The following is a 17,486-nucleotide window of genomic DNA, read 5'->3' as shown; positions in this document are numbered from 1 at the left end:
TCATCCTGAGCCAGGATCAAACTCTCCATTGTATAAATTACGTAGCACCTACCGCAGTAGGGCCGATGTCAAGTGCTGATCCGACTCTGTAGTGTATGCCCGAGTCATGCCCGGGAACACTGCTTATACGCAGCCCGAGCTCTCGCCCGCGCTGCCTTACCTATTTGTCTTTTCCAATCATTCAAAGAACGACTATACAATGCCGTTGCACTATATCTTGACCCCTCTACAGAGAAAGGCAACTTTTGATTTCACAGCCTTTTAGACAAAAGCGGGTTACAAAAGTAAGAGCTGTATTTTAAAAGAGCAAGTGCAAGAAAAAAATAATTTAACCTGCAGAACCCAACTCTTTAATTTAGAACGGGCTGCAAAGATAAAACAACTTGTTTAGCTTTGCAAGCACTCGCCTGCTCTTTTATTGTAGTAAGACAACTCTGCAACAACAAAAGGCATTGTCCCACCCACGATTCGGATTGGGAGTGCAAAGGTGAGGTATTTATTTAGAGTTTCCAAACCCACTTTCAGTTTTTCGTTTGAGGCCGGCTACACCTAGCCGGCAAAGAGCTTCTTCTTACTTTATGTTTTCAGGGATGAGGAAGTCGGTTAGGGTAGGCGCAACCGTATGGGGACGCTGGGCTTCGTATTCACTTATTAGCTGCCCCAGCGATTCAAGGAATGGTAAGCCAATAGTTTCGTATTCGTAGACCCCGTCGTTAATAATGCCATCTTGGTTGACGTAGAGCACGGCACTAAGCAAAAACTCGGTGTGGTGGGCTGCGTCAGAGAAGTAGGCTACGTCGGAAAGGTAGCCGTGCGACATACCTACTACGTTGTAAATACGCAGGGTAGAACGTTCAGGACTTTTGCGGCGGCCGTAGTACAGATACTTCTTGTACGCGTCGAAGTATTTGGCAGAGGCAAAGGCAGAGAAACTTGAGCTGTGCGGGGTATGATGCAGGTAGTAGCGGAGAAAGGCATAGTCGTTGGCAGTAAGATTGAAGCGCTGCTGGACAGGAACAGCGGCAGGGAAGAGAAGGGCTTTTAGAATGTCGGTACTATGCTGCAAGGGCAGATAGTTAGCCGTCGTAAAATCGTAGGGGCGTTGCACTAGGTGCCCTCCGCTTTGGTAGGCACGGCCCTTTCTAACTTGGCCTAAGGGGTAGGAAAAGGGGATTGGGTTGACAGCGGCAGGCTGCTGGTAGCAGATTTGTTTGGTAGCGGGGTTATAAAACGTAATGGGATTAGTGTAGCGGTTAGCGCCGGTATCGCAGGGGGCGAAACGCCGGACGATGCGGGCACTGGGATACCCAAGCTCTGCTAGCCGCTCGTTGAGGGGACGCTGCCCCAGAAACTCGTAGAGACGGTTATACGCCTGATTGTCGCTGACCAGCAACATGCGCTTGATGTAGTTGCCGACCGTATTGATGCGGTCAGAATCGGGGGAAGCCACGTAGGGCACTGCCGTTTGGCAGCGGAAAGCAGCCCCGGTGGCCATTGGGGAGCGACGGGTTAAGCAGGGTTGGTCTAGCTTGTTGAGCTTTTCTAGGGCCAAGACAGCTACTGGCAGCTTGACTAGACTTGCGGGGTTGAAATACTGACGAGCATCGAGCCGGAAATTGTGCTGGACGAAGTGGGGCCGCTGTTGGGCGTCGCGGTTGATTTGGGTGTAGATAATTTGTAACTCATAGTCGGCAGCACGTGCCACAACAGGAGCCAAGCGGGGCGAGGTGCGCAGTAAACTATCGAGCAAACGGCTAGTTGAAGGGCCAGAACTTTCCTTACTGGAACGCTCGTTGGCAGCCGGCAGCTCGGTTGTATCCGAGAACAAGCTTAGCAGTGTGGGAACGAGCAAGAGCAATGAAGTGCGCATCATCTCTGGCAACATACTAAAAAGCGCTTGTACCTTTTCTAGCGGCGCTACACGGCCTCTACTCCTAGTAACACCAAGAGCTGCTTTGGACTAAAGCAGCTCTTGGTGTTAGCATAGAATCGGTTCCCGCTTACGGCACAGCTGCCGTTCGGCGGGCAAGCAGCAAGTTGGAGTCGTTCTGGCGCCAATTATACCCGGTGCCGAAGGGCAAAGGGCGCGGCGGGCGGGTAGAGTCAGAATAGGCGGCCGTCAGGGCGGGCTGATAATGCTTGGCGAAGAGGTTGATTGGCCGCTTGTAGGTGCCGTAGTAGGTGAAGTGCCAAGTGGCGGGCTGAAAATACTTCATGGCAATGCCCGAGTCATCCTGCAGGACATAGGCGCTCTGCTCCAGGATTAGGTTGCGCACCTTGCTGAAGTAGCTTTTATGCATCAGGTAGGTGGCCGACTTGACATAGGTGCTCAGCGGGCCTAGGCTGCGAACATACTTCAGGGCAGCTTCCTTGGTAGTACCCAGCTTCCAGTCGCTGAGGTCAGCGGAAAAGTACAGCACGGTCTTTTGTTGGCCGGTGGGGGTACGCAGCTTAAGCTCAACCCCCGGGACTACCTTTGGCCCGGGGCGACGAATAACGGCAGTATCAGCGTCTGTAACTTCTCCCTCGGGAGTAAGCTGCAGGTAACGAACAGCCTCTACTTGGTGGTTAGTGCGCGCAGCAAATAAAAGCAGTAGCGGCAGGGCCCCATCCAGCTCCACCGACTTGAGGTCTACCGCCATATCGTTGGTACGGAAGAAACTAAAGTTGAGCACCGACCACAGAGAAGCTTTTAGGGCTGGGAATAGCTTCGGATTTTCCAGGGTAGCCTGCTGGGGCAGGCTACCCACCGGCTCCAGGCCCATCAGCACGTAGGTTTGGCTGGTGGGAAACATGGTAGTTACGTTAAGAAAGTCGGGGCCGCTGAAGGGGTAGAAAACAGTGGGGCTGGCTGAGCGGACCGAGTCCAGCTCCGTACGGGCCCAGTCCTCTATTTTAGCGGTGCGCGTGGCGTGGTAGGTGGTCCAGCTCTTGTTGGCGTCGGTGGCGTAGGCCTGCCAGGCGGGCTGCGCTGTCAGAGGCCGCAACTCGCTCGTCCGGCTCACGGGCAACCCAGCCAGGTACGCGGCGGCGTTATGCAGGGCGGTGGTATCGGGGGCGACGGGGGCAGCCGGCACCGGCGGCCGACCAATAGTATCAGCCGGCGTTGGGGCGGCGGCTTGCTCCGGACGCTTGGAGTTCTGCTCGGAACACGCGGCTAGCAGTACTGCCATAGCGGGCAGCAGCTGCCGAACGGAAAGAAAACGCATACGAAAACGGATTGGGAGAGGCGAAAGTAAAAAATGTACGGCGGAGCCTCCCCTTCCCTATAGTTTCTCGCCGCAGCGCCAGCAAAACTCCGCTTCGGGCCGGTGCTCCGTCGCTTGACACACGTGGCAGATAACCTGCTTGTAAGTCGGGGCAGGGGTAGCGGGGGTAGCGGGCGTGGCCATCTGGGCCGAAACGATTCCTGTGGGCACGGCAATGATGGCGTAGCCCAGAATCATCAACACCGACGCTAAGCTCTGGCCCAGCACCGTCACGGGTGAGATGTCGCCGTAGCCGACCGTGGTAAGCGTGACAATAGCCCAGTAGATGCTTTTGGGTATGCTGGTAAAGCCGTTTTGCCCACCTTCTACTACGTACATCAGGGTGCCGATAACCACGACCAGCGTGAGCACAGCCGTCAGGAACACCAGAATTTTGAAGCGGCTGGCCTTCAGGGCCCGCACAATGAACTCGCCTTCGCCCACAAACCGGCCCAGCTTAAAAATGCGAAACACGCGCAGCAGCCGCAGCGTCCGGATTACCAGTAGGTACTGGCTGCCGGCTACGACCAAGCTGACTAGTGTAGGCGCAATAGCGAGAAAATCGATGATGCCCAGCAAGCTTAGGGCGTAGGTGAGCGGACGCCGCACTACCACTAACCGGGCTATATACTCCACCATAAACAGCGCAGTAAACAGCCATTCTATGGCCCGCAGATACGTGCCATACTGGGCGTTGATGCTGCGGACACTTTCCAGCATGACGGCCAGCACACTCAGCAAAATAGCCCAGAGCAAGGCAATGTCGAATGCGCGGCCCGCGGGGGTGTCCGATTCGAAGATGATGCTGTAGGCCTTTTGTTTCCAGCCAGGTTGTGAACGGGGAGCTTCCATACACGGAGAACTTGCACTACGACCGGGATGCGGGGGAAGGTTGACGGAACAGCCGTTGCCCGGCCAAGTACAGAAGCAAGCCGATAGCCAGGGTAGCGAGGCCGTAAAGGGTTTCATGGGGCTTACTCTGGGCAATGAAGCGGAGCGTCCAGCCATTGAGCAGCAGAAATAGCAGGGGGGTGAGCGGATAGCCCCAGGTCCGGTACGGTCGCGGCAGTTCCGGCTGGCGGAAGCGCAGCACAAAGAGACCCAGCACGGTCAGGAAAGTGAATAGGCTCAGCACAAACCCAGCGTAAAGCAATATCTGCTCGAAGGTGCCAGTGAAGACAAACAGTAGGGTGAGAGCCGTCTGAAACATCGTTGCCCGCACCGGTATGCCCGCTGGACTTAGCTGCGCCAAGGGCCGCAGAACGGGTAGGTCTTCGCCCATTACCTGCACAATGCGCGGGCCCGCGAACAGCATGGAGCTAACCGTGGACACGAGCAGTACGGCAATAGCGCCGCCCATTACCCGGCCGGCCACGGGGCCGAACAGCGCGGTAGCTACCACGAAGCCCACTTCCAGTTGGCCACTGATTTTAGCTAGGGGCGTAGAGTACAGGAAAACAAAGTTCAGACCTACGTATACCAGCAGCACCAGACCAGTGCCCAGCACCAGAATGCGCGGCAGATTGCGTTGGGGCTCCGCCACCTCGCCAGTCAGGTACACGGCCGCGTTCCAGCCCGAATATGCGTACGACACATACACCAACGACACAGCAAAGGCCGGACTCACTAATTGCTGCCAATCGGCCACAACATGAGGCACGAAGGAAATAGGCTGCGGGGTAGCTACTAGCAGCCCGACTCCAATTAGGCCAGCCAGCACCAACACTTTTACGCTGGTAACCAGCAGCTGGAGCCGGCTGCCCGCCCGCCGGCTCGTGCTATGCACTACCGCCAGCCCCAGCACTACCCCCACCGACAGCCAAAGCGGCGACAGGCCCGGCCAGACGCTCTGGGCGTAGCGGCCCAGGGCCATGGCAGCCAGCGCAGTAGGAGCAGCAAAGCCGACCGTAGCCGATACCCAGCCCGACAAAAACCCAACCGCGGGATGATAGATGCGGGAGAGGTAGTGATACTCGCCGCCGGAGCGGGGCATGGCGGCGGCTAGCTCACCGTAGCTCAGGGCCCCGCACAAGGCAATTACCCCGCCCACTACCCAGAGCATGAGCAGGGCAAAGCCACCTTGAATGTCCACTACCTGAAATCCTAAGCTGGTAAACACGCCGGTACCCACCATGTTCGCCACCACAATGGCAATGCCCGTCAGCAGACTTATTTTATAGATAGGAGCCGGGGTTGCTTGAGTCATGCGCAGAAGATTGGAGAACTAAAGATGCACATTCTGCCGGGGCTCCTAGGATACCGGTCCTTCCGGAAGCTGCCGCGCTTATGGCTACCTGCGTCGCTCGCACTTGCCCGCTGCCGGGCGCCGCGTGGCCCGGGCCGGCTCATTTTGCCTTATCCACAAGGCTTTATACTACCTCCCAACAAGCAAGAAAACGCCCAGGAAGAGGTGTTTCCGGGCGTTTCCTTGCTTATAAGATCAGGATACTTATGCTTTCGGGCGCTTATAGAGCGGGACGGTACTGCAGGGCTCGCCATACATAATGCTGCTGGCTACGGGTAGCAGCTTCTGCATAATGGCCACGTAAGCGTAAGTTGGCACCGGCTTGTCGCCGCATCCTTTGATGACCAGCTTGGCATCCTGATACTGCTCGGGGCTGATGGCGGCAATGGCTTCGTGAAACAGCTCCTGCTCCAGGGCATCCAGGTTACCGAATACGTAGCGGTGGGCGTGGTTCTGCAGCTTAGATGCCAGCAGCATGTAGGCCCAAGTCGGCACGATGGCATCGGTGGAGCAGATGATGGCCACGTTCTTGCCGTCGTACTGGCTCCAGTCGTGGGTTTTGATGAATTCCCGGAAATCCTTTTCGCGCAGCATCAGGCCGTGGAACAGGTTGTCCTTGATATCATACACTACCCGCTCCCCCGGATGAATAAATTCTTCGAGGTTGAGGGTAGTCAGGGCGCTTTGCGCCACGCGGTTGATGAATTCTTCCATACTGCATGCTACCGCAGGGTAGCCGTTTTACAAATGCTGTTACTTGCTAGCTGTCGGCCCCCGAGCAAGGCGACCATCATGCCTTGTTTTTGGGCGTGGTGGTATGTACTTCCTTCAAGTAAAAAGGCTCATAGTAAGCTACACTCTGAAATTCCTGTTGATGGTAGGCAGCAACTCCCAACGCCCCAACTGCCACTGCCGAAGGCTCAATACCCGGCAGAAACTCAGCCCGTGCGTTGCTGGCTACCAGTGGCTGAAACTTTCTGGCCCCGCCACCAAAGAATAACAAGGAGTGGTGGGATAAATGTTCGGCCAGTGTGGACTCTTCCAGAATCAGGGGGGTAGGCGCCAGCACTTCGGTAATATCGGAGCGGTACATGGCCGCGTACACTTCCATGCGGCGGGCATCCAGCATAGGGCAATACAGGTACTGCTCCGGCCGGGGTGTGCGGCTTGCTACTTGGTAGGCTAGGCTGCGCAAGGTACTCACGGCCAGCAGCGGAACATCCAGGGCGTAGCACAGTCCTTTAGCGGCGGCAGTGCCAATCCGCAGCCCCGTGTAGGAGCCAGGCCCATCCGACACGGCTACCCCTGCCACATCCTGCAAAGTATGCAGCGTATTTTCTAGCAACTGGTGGATTAGTATGCTCAGGTGGGAAGAGTGCGACTTTTCCAGCCGCAGCTCCGACTGCCCCACCAGTTCGCCGTCGTTTAGACGGTGCAGGGCAACGGAACAAACCGGCGAGGAGGTTTCCAGGGACAGTAGCAAGGTAGGCATAGCGCAAAGGTACCATTTGGTTTCGGCTGTTATTCCAAGCCGCTAGCGCAAGTACACCCGAAACACCAACTCCAGTGCTTCGAATAGAATACTCTCAGCTTCTAGAGCCTCACGTATCTGCTGCTCATAATTATGCATCCGTGGCCTAACCAATCGTCCTACAGGTTCCACCACAAAGGGATTCACTTCCAACCATTCCACTTCCCGCGTAGGACACGGACCGAAGTGTTGTCCTTCTACATAGCCCTCAACGGGTGCTATCATCCAGGTAGACCAAGCCGTAACAGCATCTTCTGCTGAGAGCTTTGCTCGAACGGCTACGCTATACTCTGAATTTAACTTACTGATAAGATCTTGGGGACTCACTGGAAACAGAAAAAGCAGCCCCAAGATGAGGCTGCTTTCCTTAATTCGCAATTTTGGGTTATCTACTTACCGCCGGCCGTACTGCGCTTGGCTTCGGGGCGGGTTTTGGCTTCCACGGTGCCGGGCTTGAGCAGGGCCGCGTAGCGGGGCTGGTCGTTGAGTACATTCAGGGCCATCAGAATATTGGGGTCGTCGTCGAAGCTGGCTTCTACGCTGCCCTTCTGGAAGTAGTAGCGCGAGACAATTTCCTGCTCCAGCAACTCCCGGATTTCGGGCTTGAAGCGCATCAGGTCATTGGCCTTGTTGGTCGTGACTTTCTTGCGCATGCCTTCCAATTCTGCTTTCACGTCGTCGTAGTGCTTTTCCTCTTTCACCTTCTTGGTGAGGTCGGCCAGGGCTTTTTCGGCGTCGGTGCTGTAGTTGATATCCTTGCCCTTGAGGTAGTCCACGAACTTCTGGTAGTCGGCATCCGAGAGCTTGAACTGCCGCGCCGGCGCAATGCTGGCGTGCTCAGCCCGGTAGCGGGTGGCGTAGTCAAACAGGTAGCTTTTCTGGAGCAGCACGCGGGTGATGTCGGCAATTTCGCGGTCCTGCACTTCCACGTCGGGCGCTACCCCTCCCCCATCGTACACGGTGCGGCCGGCCAGCGTTTTAAACGCCGTGCGCAACGAGTCGGGCACTTTGCCCAGCGTCCCGTCGTCGGCGCGGTGGGTGTAGTCGATTTCCTGAATGCACCGGCCACTGGGGATGTAGTACTTGGCGGTGGTAACCTTCAGCTGGGAGTTGTAGCTCAACGGGCGGGTAGCCTGCACCAGCCCCTTACCGAAGGTCCGCTCCCCCACCAGCACGGCTCGGTCGTAGTCCTGCAGCACCCCCGATACAATTTCCGAGGCCGAAGCCGAGCGGTTGCTGGTAATGACTACCACCGGAATCTGCGTGTCGAGCGGAGCATCCAGGGCTTTGTAGGTTTTATTCCAGTCCGACACCTTGCCTTTGGTGCTGACGATGTCCTTGCCCTTGTCCACGAACAGGTTGGAGATGTTCACAGCCTCATTGAGCAAGCCGCCCGGGTTGTCGCGGATGTCGAACACCAGCTTTTTGGCTCCCTGCTCCTTGAGTTTAGCCACAGCTAGCCGCACTTCCTTACTGGCGTCCACGGTGAAGCCCGTTAGCTGAAAATAGCCGATTTCCGGCGTAAGCATGCCGTAGTAGGGTACATTGTCGACCTGAATCTTGTCGCGGGTGATGTTGATTTCCACCGGCGCCTCCTGGCCGTAGCGCGTTACCATCAGCTTCACCTGAGAGTTAGCCTGGCCCTTGAGCAGCTTACTGATATCAGAGTTGCTCTTTTTATCGACGTTTACGCCGTTAATGCTCAGGATTTCGTCGCCGGGAAGCAGGCCCGCCTTTTGGGCCGGGTAGCCTTCGTAGGCGGACTGCACCACCGTACGGCCGCTGCGCTTAATGACCACTGCCCCAATGCCGCCGTACTGGCCGGTGGTCATGGTGCGAAAGTCCTCAATGTCGTCTTCCGGGATATAGTTGGTGTACGGGTCCAGCGACTTAAGCATTGCGTCAATGCCCGTTTTCACCAGTTTGGCGGGTGGCACCTCGTCCACGTAATACGTATTCACTTCCTTGAACAGGGTAGCGAAAATGTCGAGGTTTTTGGCAATTTCGAAATACCGCTCATTATCGGAGGCCGAGCGGAAGGATACGAGCAGGGCGGCACCACCAAGCAAAGCAGCAGCGGCCAAGGATTTTTTACGCATAAACGGGGCTGAAAACAACTATACGACCCTACAGTGCACCTCGTTACCGGCCTTCCTGGGCGGATGAGCAGCCGGGCGGCAGGCTATGTATACTAAGAACCGGCGGCTCGCGGGGGAGTGGCACCGGCTTCAGTGAGCAAACGCTCTAGCCCTGAAATTAATTTTTTTTCAACCAGCGTGAAAGGCTTTTTTTCCTTGCCCGTGTAGATAATAGCCAAGTACCCGAGGTGGTGGCCGCCTTCTGCTTCTACCAGCCGGTACTTATTTAGCCGGTAAGCTTCGCGCAGGACGCGCTTGAGGTAGTTGCGGTCAACGGCACGCTTGAAATTGCGCTTACTCACGCTCACCAGCACTTGCGGCGGCGCGGTAGTTGAAGCACCCGTAGGGAGCCACACCAGCCGCAGGGGGTATAAACCAAAAGAAGAACCCCGGCCGAAAAGCTCGTCAATGAGCTTTTTGCGGCACAGATGTTCTTCTTTTGGAAACGAGTAGGAGCGCACGCCCGAGGCAGGGTTCATTGGCCCAGAGAGCGGCAGCTGCACAGAAGCCGGCAGCGGCTTAGCGCTTATGACGACCTTCGTCGGATACGGTCAGGCGCTTGCGGCCTTTGGCACGACGACGAGCGATTACGCTGCGGCCGTTAGCGGTTTCCATGCGCGAGCGGAAACCGTGCTTGTTGCGGCGCTTGCGCTGCGAGGGCTGAAAAGTACGTTTCATGGTATGGTTAAGTGACTCAGTGACAGGTAAGGCCGGCAAAGGTAACAGGTTGAGTTGGAAAAGGCAATGCCTCCCGCGGCTTTTTCCCGGCGCTTTATCTGGATTTCGGTGAAAACTCCGTCACAATCCGGTGGTTATTTTCCCGTGACGGTCGTATGAAAACCCGGGCGTACGGCCCCGCAAATTCGTAGCTTTACGTCCAAGATGTACCGGCCTTTGCCGCCGCCCGCGCTTCCATGATTCACTACCACGTCTCGTTCGAGAACCCGCTTACCTTCTACGTCCAAATTCAAATGACCTTTGCCGTGGCCCCGGACGCCACCGGCCCAGTGGAGTTGCAGCTTCCGGCCTGGCGGCCCGGCCGCTACGAGCTGCAGAATTTCGCCCAGAAGCTCCAGCACGTGGTACTAGAGGATGCGGCCAGCGGAGAGCTTCTTTCCTCCCGCAAGATTACCAAGGACCGGTGGCAGGTAACCGGCGCGGCTGGCCGCACCGTGCGGGTGCGCTACAACTTCTACGCTCACCAGATGGATGCTGGCGGCTCCTGGCTCGATGAAACCCAGCTTTACCTGAACCCCGTGCAGGGCTTTATGTACGTGGAAGGCCGCCAGCAGGAGCCCTGCCAGCTGCTGCTGGAGTTGCCCGAGGGCTGGCAGATTGCCTGTGGCCTGCCCCAAAGCGGACCGAATACCCTGCAAGCTCAGAGCTTCGACCACCTCGCCGACTCGCCCCTGATTGCCAGCCCTACCCTGCAGTACCGCAACTACGAGGTAAACGGGTTGCCCTTCTACATCTGGATTCAGGGCGAGTGTCCCGTGGACTGGGCGCGGCTGGTAGAGGACTTCCGCCGCTTCAGCCAAGAGCAGCTGACGGTATTTGGCTCGTTTCCGGCCCAGGACTACCACTTCCTCAACCAGGTTCTGCCTTACAAGCACTACCACGGGGTAGAGCACCTAAACTCCACCGTTATTACCCTGGGTCCGGCCGAGTTGCTCATGACGGAAGGCCTCTACAAGGAGTTGCTGGGCGTGAGTTGCCACGAGCTATTCCATGCCTGGAATATCAAAAGCATTCGGCCCGCCGAAATGCAGCCCTACGACTACGCCCGAGAAAATTACTTCCGTACCTGCTTTATAGCCGAGGGCATTACCACTTACTACGGCGAATACCTGCTGGCCCGCGCCGGGGTGCGCACCGCCGAGCAGTATTTCCAGGAGTTGAATACGGTGCTGCGCAAGCACTACGACGACTACGGCCGCTACCACCTTTCCGTGGCCGACGCCAGCATGGACCTGTGGCTGGATGGCTACAAGCCGGGCGTGCCCGACCGCAAAGTATCGGTGTATCACAAGGGCGCCCTGGTAGCCCTGCTGCTGGACCTTACCCTGCGGCAACTGTCAGGCCACAAGCGCAGCCTCGACGACGTGATGCGTCGGCTGTGGGAAGAGTTCGGCCAGACTGGTGTAGGCTACACGGAGGAAGACTACCTACGCATCGTGAAAGAAGTAGCCGGCCGCGACATGCAGGCCTATTTTGATAAGTTCATCTACGGTACGGCCCCGCTGGAAGAGCCGCTGAACCGGGTGCTGGGCTTTGTGGGCTGCCGGCTGCGCATTGATGAGAACCTCTCAGTTTCCGAAGGCATCTACGGCTTCCGGACAACGGTCAAGAACGAGCGTACGGAAGTCACGGATATTCTGCCCGATGCGCCGGCGGCCCTGAGCCTGACCGTGGACGATGAGGTAGTGGCCGTGAATGGCCGCCGGGTGGACATGAACCTGCAAACCCTGCTCAGCGATGGAGCCGACCGCCACGAGGTAACTGTTTTCCGCCAGAACCGCCTGCTCACTGTTCCGTTAGTGGCTGACGCAGCCCACCGGTTCTGGCAGAAAATTACGGTGGAGAAGCTCGCCTCGCCTACTCCAGAGCAGCAGGCCAGCTTCCGACAGTGGATGCAACAGGATTTCTAGCCGGCCAGTCTCACTGCCCAGACCTACGGGAACGGCGGCTGGTACGCCTGCATCTGGCTCCCGCTTTGCCGGCTGGCTGTTCTTTGCTCCTCTTACCCGTAGTACGTTTTATGGCTGCACCCTTGGCACGCCAACTGCGTATTTCATCTTGAATTTCCGGCTGAATCCCTGATTCGCGGAACCCGCTGCATGCCCTTTTCTTTTCGCTCCCTGTCTCCTAGACGTCGCGCATTTCGAATCAAGCCTACCCCTATCATGTCTCGGTTTCGTACCGTAGCGGCCGTTTTGCCGCTGGCCATGGCTTTGCCGGCTTGTTCGTTGCGCATGCAGCCAGCGGAAAAGCCGCGTCCCGGCATAGCTGTACAACCTCTTCCTGCTCCGAAGCCCCCGCGTATCTACCGATTAGAGCACCTAGATACTTTGGTGCAGGTACCAGGTCGGGTGCTGCGCATCTATCCGGCCGCGCGCCCAGTATATGAGCGGCTACCTAGCCCTGAGTGGGTAGTAAGTGAGCCGGCTTCGGCGGCAGAAGAAGAATCGTTTTTAGATTTTGCAGCCCAGGAAAAGCGCCGGCTAGCGCACGCTGGCCCCCGGGTGCTACGGACAGGCCGTGCCCTACGCCTACGCCCCACTGCGGCGGCCGAGGTACGCCTGGTAAATAATCCGGCGGAAGACGAACGTAATGTAGCTTACGAGTACCTAGCCAACTTACCAGAAATCAAGCAATGGCTGGTTTCCGTGCACTTGTATGAAGGGGGGTACTATGTACTTGTAGACCAGCGCACCGGGCACCGGACGCAGCTTATGGCCCCGCCTGTTGTATCACCTGATGGCCAACACTTTGTGTGCGGTAACTCCGACGTGCTGGCCCGTTTTGAGCCCAGCGGTTTGCAGCTGTGGGCCATGGATGGGGGCAAACCGCACCTGCTGTGGGAACGACAAACGGAGTGGGGGTGCACTCAACCCCGCTGGCTCGACAATAAAACTATTCTCTTCGAGCAGGATTTCTTTGATAAAGGCGACGTTGACACGCGCGTAGTGCGGCTCAAAGTAGTTCCCTAGCTTCTCACCCTGTGCTATGCCAAAAGGCCCCTCGCAGTAGCTTGCGAGAGGCCTTTTACTTTTTATCAGAATCTATTTCAGCTTTTGCTGGCTTGGGTTAGGATTATGGCGGGGCTTGTTGGCCTGCGTGGTCCGCTCCTGTTCACTGTCGCCGCCCCCCGGGGCATTGCTCCGGGTGTGGTTGCCGGCCTGGTTAAGACCATTCTGGTTATCGTTCTGTACCGTAGTGCCGTTACCGCGCGTGTCGGGGTCAACCGAAGGCGTATGGTTCAGGGCGTCGGGGCCCATAACCGAGTCGCTTTTTTGATTCGAAATCGGAGAATCTTTTTTATGCTTAGACATGGTAGTAGAGCTTAAGGGTGAGCGAACAGTCTTTCTTGTTTTACCCCTCCAACAGCCTTAAGGTTGTAAAAAACAAGCAGACTTTTATCAAGCTAATCCGTGGCTAAACAGAACTGTAAGCTCTATCTTCCACTACCGTTTAGCTTGGTAAAAGTCCGCTTCGTGCTCAACGGAGGCAGGTAGACTAATCGGCTTTTTTGCCTGTTCCCCGCTGATTGCCATCTACGGACATGGGCTGATTGCCCTGCGGATTATTGCGGATGGGTGTGGTCTTGCGGGGCTCGTTGCCAGCGGAGTTCCCATCCGTAGTGTTGCCGTGCGTAGATACGTTGCTCACATTTGGGTTCTGCACCTGCGTGCTTTTCTTCTTGGTATTGGCTGCCGGATTGACGGAGGTTTGCTCGTTGGTCAGGTCCGTTTCTTTTTTGCTCATGCTCATGGCCGTAGGGGGGTTACGGGTGGATGGATAGAGCTTGTACCTCGTCCGTAGCTGGGGGGTTATGGTAAAATTCGGGCCACGCAAAAGCCCTGGCTGCTCGTGGCAGCCAGGGCTTCTTGTTTTGTTAGAGACTTTTACTGCGCTACAGCCGAAGCCGGTACTACGGCTACCAGGTCGGCGAACTGCTGCTCGCGGGCTTCAATTTCCTCTTGGCTCAGGTTCAATAGACGCTCCGTACCAAACTTCTCCACGCAGAACGAAGCCATAGCCGAGCCGTGAATAACGGCGCGTTTCATATTGTCGAAGCTGATATCGTCAGTAGCAGCCAGGTGCCCAATGAAACCACCTGCAAACGTGTCGCCGGCCCCGGTGGGGTCAAATACTTCCTCCAGGGGTAGTGCCGGAGCGTAGAACACTTTGTTTTTATGGAAGAGCAGGGCACCATGCTCTCCCTTCTTGATGATGAGGTACTTCGGGCCCATTGCCATGATGATTTTGGCTGCCTTCACCAACGAGTGCACCCCAGACAGCTGCCGGGCTTCTTCGTCGTTGATGCTGAGCACGTCCACCATTTCAATAGTGGTTTTTAGCTCATCCAGGGCTACGTCCATCCAGAAGTTCATCGTGTCCATTACGATGAGCTTGGGCCGGTTCACGAGGCGCTGAATTACCAAGCGCTGAATCTGGGGCGTCAGATTGCCCAGCATCAGATACTTGCAATCCTGGTAAGAGTCCGGAATGATGGGGTCGAAATCAGCCAGCACGTTCAGCTCCGTCACTAGGGTCTCGCGCGAGTTCAGGTCGTTCGAGTACTTGCCCGACCAGAAGAACGACTTTTCTCCTTCTTTAATCTGTAGGCCTTCGGTATCCACTCCGTGTTCCTGCAACAGCAGAATATCCGACTGGGGAAAATCGTCGCCAACTACCGCAACTACCTTTACCGGTTTCACGGAGTACGAGGCCGACAGGCCAATATAAGTGGCGGCACCACCTACAATTTTGTCGGTTTTGCCGAAGGGCGTTTCCAGGGCGTCGAAGGCCACCGTGCCGATAACAACCAGACTCATAGATTAGAAGAGAAAAAGTGGTTCATGTTCTACTATTACTGCTCCGCAACACGGCTCGGCCTTAAATCCTTCCGCCTGGGCCGGAAAAAGAGGCTGGATGAGCAATTTGGGCAAATAAAAAAGGTCTCTACCGTAGCGGAGAGACCTTTTTGAGGTGGGTAAGTAATGGGGCTCGAACCCACGACCTTCGGAATCACAATCCGACGCTCTAACCAGCTGAGCTATACCTACCGTGTTGGGTATTGGAGCCACAAAAGTAGGGGCCGGCAGCGAATTTGCAAACGTTTAGCCGACTTTTTTCACCAGCTCAACCACGCATTGATCTAACTACCTAGCGCTGAATACGCAACCCGAACCGGCAGCAACTACATTAAAATACCCGCCTGACTGGCTCCGCCCGCTGCCAAGAGCTAAGTGACTAGCAGCCGCTCACTACACCACAGACGCCCATTCAGCATGGCATCTGGGCTTCTAAGAACACCGCCCAGTGGCAAGCACACCACTGGCTACTGCCAGCGCCCCAGGGAGGCATTCTACCTGAAATAAGGAACTGCTAGCGGTAGTAAGCCGTTGAAAATGAAGCCTCCTATGGGTCGGCAAGTCCCCGATATAATTCAGGCCCAAGCTGGAAGCGAAAAAATTATGGAGGGCGGAAGCTGTACCTTTACGCTTTCATCAGAAGTTAGAGTACCATGTCCGATACGCCGCAGCCGCTGTCCTTTGCCGATTTTAAGCTCAACAAGCAACTCCTCATGGCCGTGGAGGAGGCCGGCTTTGAGCAGCCTACTCCCGTGCAGGAGCAGACCATTCCGCTGCTGCTGGCAGGCCACGACGTGCTCGGTATAGCCCAGACCGGCACGGGCAAAACGGCTGCCTTCGGCCTACCCCTCCTGATGAAGGTAAAGTATGCTCAAGGTATTCATCCGCGTGCACTTGTTCTGGCGCCTACCCGGGAGCTGGCTATGCAGCTGGAGGCCCACCTAAAAAAGTTGGCTACCTATACTGACCTGCGCATTTTTGCTATTTACGGTGGCCTGGGCCCTAAAACGCAGATTGAAACCGTTGCAAAAGGAGTTGATATTCTGATTGCTACCCCTGGCCGCCTCATGGAGATTTATCTGCGCGGCGACTTGGTGCTGAAGGAGCTAAAGACCTTGGTGCTGGATGAGGCCGACAAGATGATGGATATGGGTTTCATGCCCCAGATTCGGCGCATTTTGGAGGTTATTCCGCGCAAGCGCCAGAACGTACTGTTCTCGGCCACCATGCCGGAAAAGGTGACCACCCTGAGCGAGGAGTTTCTGGAGTTTCCGGTGCGGGTAGAAGTAACACCCGCTGCTACCTCGGCCCAGAATGTCAGCCAGAGCTTGTATGAGGTACCGAACCTAGTTACCAAGATCAATCTTTTGGAGTACCTATTCCTGGACTGGGATACTTTTCACCGGGTCATGATTTTCACGCGTACCAAAGAGCACGCTGAGAATGTGGCCAGCTTCCTGCAGCGCAAAGCCCACGGCGAAGTGCGAGCCATCCATGGCAATAAGGGTCAGAATGTGCGCATCAATGCCATGGAAGCCTTTAAAGCCGGCGACATACGGTTTCTGGTGGCAACCGACGTAGCCGCCCGCGGCATTGACGTGCCTCAGGTGTCGCACGTCATCAACTTCGACGTGCCGCTGGTGTACGACGACTATGTGCACCGCATTGGCCGCACGGGGCGGGCCCAGCACACGGGCGCCGCCATTACTTTCGCCAACGAGGCCGAAATGCACCACATGCACCGCATCGAGGAATTGATTCGGCAGCAGATTCCGGTACTACCCCTTCCGCCCGAGGTAGAGGTTGCCAAGACCAGCTTTGATGAGCAGCAAAGCATGGACCGCGAGAAGGACGAACGACGCAAGCGCGAGGATCCTACCTTCCAGGGTGCTTTCCACGAGCGCAAAGAGTGGATCAAGCCCGGTGTGACTATTGATAAGCGCACCGGCCGGGAGTTCGTAGCGGGTCCAAACCGCAGCCAGAAGGGCAAAAAAGTAAACCCGTCCAAAGGCAAAGCCTCTTCACCCGCCGCCAAAGCGGCTAAAGCGGCCAAAGGCCGCGCTGAGCACCGGCGGAAAAAGTAGATTGCCAAGTATTTTGATATCGTTAAAAAGAGAGGCTTGCTGTACAGCAGGCCTCTCTTTTTAACGATACTGAAGTAGTTTTCACGGTCAGACAGCTTGTCACCACAACCCGTCTACTCCTTATTGCGTGCTTAGCCCGCGACTCACCGATAATGGTCGAAGATGGGCAGGTGACTGAACTTGACGGCCAGCAGCGTGAAGGTAACGCCCCACAGAGCAGCACTCCAGAGCATATGCACCAAGATGCGCCAGCGCGGTACGTGCAGTTGGGTAGCAATAACGGTACCGCCCACGGGGCTGAACAGAATAGGCGTGAGGAAGGCAATACCTACCATGCCGAACCGCCGGTAAATACCCACAATAGTGCGGCTACGGCGGCTAAATAAAGGTTTTCCTTTTTCTTCCCGCTTGCGGCGCTGGTGCAGGGCCCAGGCCCGGCCCAGCCCCGAAATCAGCACAACCGTCGTCATCATCCCCGCCACCGACAACCCCCAGATGACGCTCGGCTGCAAGCCCGCGGCTACCCCGGCAATAGGCGCAGCCACGAACTTAAACATGCCAATGGCAAAAACGGAGGCGTATTTCAGCAGGACAGGCAGCACAGTGGAAAAGAGCAGTAAGGAAGAAAACAGGCGTAAACGCT

At 56.4% G+C, this 17,486-nt stretch carries 17 protein-coding genes and 1 tRNA gene; 3 read left to right on the top strand and 15 right to left on the bottom strand.

Annotated elements, in window-relative coordinates; all coding sequences use genetic code 11:
• Positions 1-571 precede the first annotated feature (571 nt).
• From K3G63_RS20735 to rpmH, 10 genes are all read right to left on the bottom strand, one after another.
• Complete coding sequence (locus K3G63_RS20735) at positions 572-1,750, bottom strand: serine hydrolase (protein ID WP_220616040.1); 1,179 nt, start codon at positions 1,748-1,750, stop codon at positions 572-574.
• Positions 1,751-2,000: 250 nt separating this feature from the next.
• Complete coding sequence (locus tag K3G63_RS20730; RefSeq protein ID WP_220616039.1) at positions 2,001-3,209, bottom strand: hypothetical protein; 1,209 nt, start codon at positions 3,207-3,209, stop codon at positions 2,001-2,003.
• Between the two features lie 57 nt (positions 3,210-3,266).
• Positions 3,267-4,100 (bottom strand): ion transporter, encoded by an 834-nt coding sequence (locus K3G63_RS20725; RefSeq protein ID WP_220616038.1) that lies wholly within the window; start codon positions 4,098-4,100, stop codon positions 3,267-3,269.
• Positions 4,101-4,116: 16 nt separating this feature from the next.
• A complete protein-coding gene (locus tag K3G63_RS20720) occupies positions 4,117-5,454 on the bottom strand; it encodes an APC family permease (RefSeq protein WP_220616037.1) in 1,338 nt (445 codons plus the stop codon).
• A 243-nt stretch (positions 5,455-5,697) separates the two neighbouring features.
• Positions 5,698-6,207, bottom strand: coding sequence for a DUF2480 family protein (locus K3G63_RS20715; RefSeq protein WP_220616036.1), 510 nt, complete (start codon positions 6,205-6,207; stop codon positions 5,698-5,700).
• A 76-nt stretch (positions 6,208-6,283) separates the two neighbouring features.
• On the bottom strand, positions 6,284-6,985 hold the full coding sequence (gene tsaB / locus K3G63_RS20710; RefSeq protein ID WP_220616035.1) for a tRNA (adenosine(37)-N6)-threonylcarbamoyltransferase complex dimerization subunit type 1 TsaB: 702 nt from the start codon (positions 6,983-6,985) through the stop codon (positions 6,284-6,286).
• Between the two features lie 42 nt (positions 6,986-7,027).
• Complete coding sequence (locus K3G63_RS23195; RefSeq protein WP_409070876.1) at positions 7,028-7,351, bottom strand: DUF6678 family protein; 324 nt, start codon at positions 7,349-7,351, stop codon at positions 7,028-7,030.
• 62 nt (positions 7,352-7,413) lie between these two features.
• Entirely contained in the window at positions 7,414-9,123 is a 1,710-nt protein-coding gene (locus K3G63_RS20705) for a S41 family peptidase (RefSeq protein WP_220616034.1), read from the bottom strand.
• 92 nt (positions 9,124-9,215) lie between these two features.
• The gene (locus K3G63_RS20700) at positions 9,216-9,641 is read right to left on the bottom strand and encodes a ribonuclease P protein component (RefSeq protein ID WP_220616033.1); all 426 of its coding nucleotides are present in this window, start codon (positions 9,639-9,641) and stop codon (positions 9,216-9,218) included.
• Between the two features lie 40 nt (positions 9,642-9,681).
• Entirely contained in the window at positions 9,682-9,840 is a 159-nt protein-coding gene (gene rpmH / locus K3G63_RS20695; RefSeq protein ID WP_045689549.1) for a 50S ribosomal protein L34, read from the bottom strand.
• A 236-nt stretch (positions 9,841-10,076) separates the two neighbouring features.
• On the opposite strand from rpmH, the gene K3G63_RS20690 reads away from it, so the two are divergent.
• Both K3G63_RS20690 and K3G63_RS20685 read left to right on the top strand, forming a co-directional pair.
• A complete protein-coding gene (locus K3G63_RS20690; RefSeq protein ID WP_220616032.1) occupies positions 10,077-11,810 on the top strand; it encodes a M61 family metallopeptidase in 1,734 nt (577 codons plus the stop codon).
• A 255-nt stretch (positions 11,811-12,065) separates the two neighbouring features.
• Positions 12,066-12,872, top strand: a complete 807-nt coding sequence (locus tag K3G63_RS20685; RefSeq protein ID WP_220616031.1) for a hypothetical protein — start codon at positions 12,066-12,068, stop codon at positions 12,870-12,872.
• A 72-nt stretch (positions 12,873-12,944) separates the two neighbouring features.
• Here K3G63_RS20685 and K3G63_RS20680 read toward each other — a convergent pair whose 3' ends face one another.
• The 4 genes from K3G63_RS20680 to K3G63_RS20665 all read right to left on the bottom strand — a co-directional run bounded on the left by K3G63_RS20680 (position 12,945) and on the right by K3G63_RS20665 (position 14,951).
• Positions 12,945-13,214, bottom strand: a complete 270-nt coding sequence (locus K3G63_RS20680; RefSeq protein ID WP_220616030.1) for a hypothetical protein — start codon at positions 13,212-13,214, stop codon at positions 12,945-12,947.
• Positions 13,215-13,398: 184 nt separating this feature from the next.
• Positions 13,399-13,653: a hypothetical protein gene (locus tag K3G63_RS20675; protein ID WP_220616029.1), complete on the bottom strand. Its 255-nt coding sequence runs from the start codon at positions 13,651-13,653 to the stop codon at positions 13,399-13,401.
• 134 nt (positions 13,654-13,787) lie between these two features.
• Positions 13,788-14,720 (bottom strand): PfkB family carbohydrate kinase, encoded by a 933-nt coding sequence (locus K3G63_RS20670; RefSeq protein WP_220616028.1) that lies wholly within the window; start codon positions 14,718-14,720, stop codon positions 13,788-13,790.
• Positions 14,721-14,877: 157 nt separating this feature from the next.
• Positions 14,878-14,951, bottom strand: a tRNA-His gene (locus K3G63_RS20665).
• A 461-nt stretch (positions 14,952-15,412) separates the two neighbouring features.
• Between K3G63_RS20665 and K3G63_RS20660 the strand changes: the two genes are divergently transcribed.
• Positions 15,413-16,843 carry a DEAD/DEAH box helicase gene (locus K3G63_RS20660; protein ID WP_220616027.1) on the top strand — a complete coding sequence of 477 codons (1,431 nt, stop codon included), beginning with the start codon at positions 15,413-15,415 and terminating at the stop codon, positions 16,841-16,843.
• 143 nt (positions 16,844-16,986) lie between these two features.
• Here K3G63_RS20660 and K3G63_RS20655 read toward each other — a convergent pair whose 3' ends face one another.
• Positions 16,987-17,445: a hypothetical protein gene (locus K3G63_RS20655; protein ID WP_220616026.1), complete on the bottom strand. Its 459-nt coding sequence runs from the start codon at positions 17,443-17,445 to the stop codon at positions 16,987-16,989.
• Between the last annotated feature and the right edge of the window lie 41 nt (positions 17,446-17,486).

Origin of the sequence: Hymenobacter sp. HSC-4F20, from assembly GCF_019599275.1 — a bacterium.
In the GTDB taxonomy this organism is placed as follows: domain Bacteria; phylum Bacteroidota; class Bacteroidia; order Cytophagales; family Hymenobacteraceae; genus Hymenobacter.
This window is presented reverse-complemented; position numbering and strand designations above follow the sequence as displayed.

Excerpts from the sequence above, each read along its gene's own strand:
- K3G63_RS20685 (WP_220616031.1), top strand. The coding sequence starts at position 12,066 with ATGTCTCGGTTTCGTACCGTAGCGGCCGTTTTGCCGCTGGCCATGGCT.
- K3G63_RS20660 (WP_220616027.1), top strand. The coding sequence starts at position 15,413 with ATGTCCGATACGCCGCAGCCGCTGTCCTTTGCCGATTTTAAGCTCAAC.
- K3G63_RS20675 (WP_220616029.1), bottom strand. The coding sequence starts at position 13,653 with ATGAGCATGAGCAAAAAAGAAACGGACCTGACCAACGAGCAAACCTCC.
- rpmH (WP_045689549.1), bottom strand. The coding sequence starts at position 9,840 with ATGAAACGTACTTTTCAGCCCTCGCAGCGCAAGCGCCGCAACAAGCAC.
- K3G63_RS20715 (WP_220616036.1), bottom strand. The coding sequence starts at position 6,207 with ATGGAAGAATTCATCAACCGCGTGGCGCAAAGCGCCCTGACTACCCTC.
- K3G63_RS20700 (WP_220616033.1), bottom strand. The coding sequence starts at position 9,641 with ATGAACCCTGCCTCGGGCGTGCGCTCCTACTCGTTTCCAAAAGAAGAA.
- K3G63_RS20680 (WP_220616030.1), bottom strand. The coding sequence starts at position 13,214 with ATGTCTAAGCATAAAAAAGATTCTCCGATTTCGAATCAAAAAAGCGAC.
- K3G63_RS20705 (WP_220616034.1), bottom strand. The coding sequence starts at position 9,123 with ATGCGTAAAAAATCCTTGGCCGCTGCTGCTTTGCTTGGTGGTGCCGCC.
- K3G63_RS20670 (WP_220616028.1), bottom strand. The coding sequence starts at position 14,720 with ATGAGTCTGGTTGTTATCGGCACGGTGGCCTTCGACGCCCTGGAAACG.
- K3G63_RS20730 (WP_220616039.1), bottom strand. The coding sequence starts at position 3,209 with ATGCGTTTTCTTTCCGTTCGGCAGCTGCTGCCCGCTATGGCAGTACTG.
- K3G63_RS20725 (WP_220616038.1), bottom strand. The coding sequence starts at position 4,100 with ATGGAAGCTCCCCGTTCACAACCTGGCTGGAAACAAAAGGCCTACAGC.
- K3G63_RS20720 (WP_220616037.1), bottom strand. The coding sequence starts at position 5,454 with ATGACTCAAGCAACCCCGGCTCCTATCTATAAAATAAGTCTGCTGACG.
- tsaB (WP_220616035.1), bottom strand. The coding sequence starts at position 6,985 with ATGCCTACCTTGCTACTGTCCCTGGAAACCTCCTCGCCGGTTTGTTCC.
- K3G63_RS20690 (WP_220616032.1), top strand. The coding sequence starts at position 10,077 with ATGATTCACTACCACGTCTCGTTCGAGAACCCGCTTACCTTCTACGTC.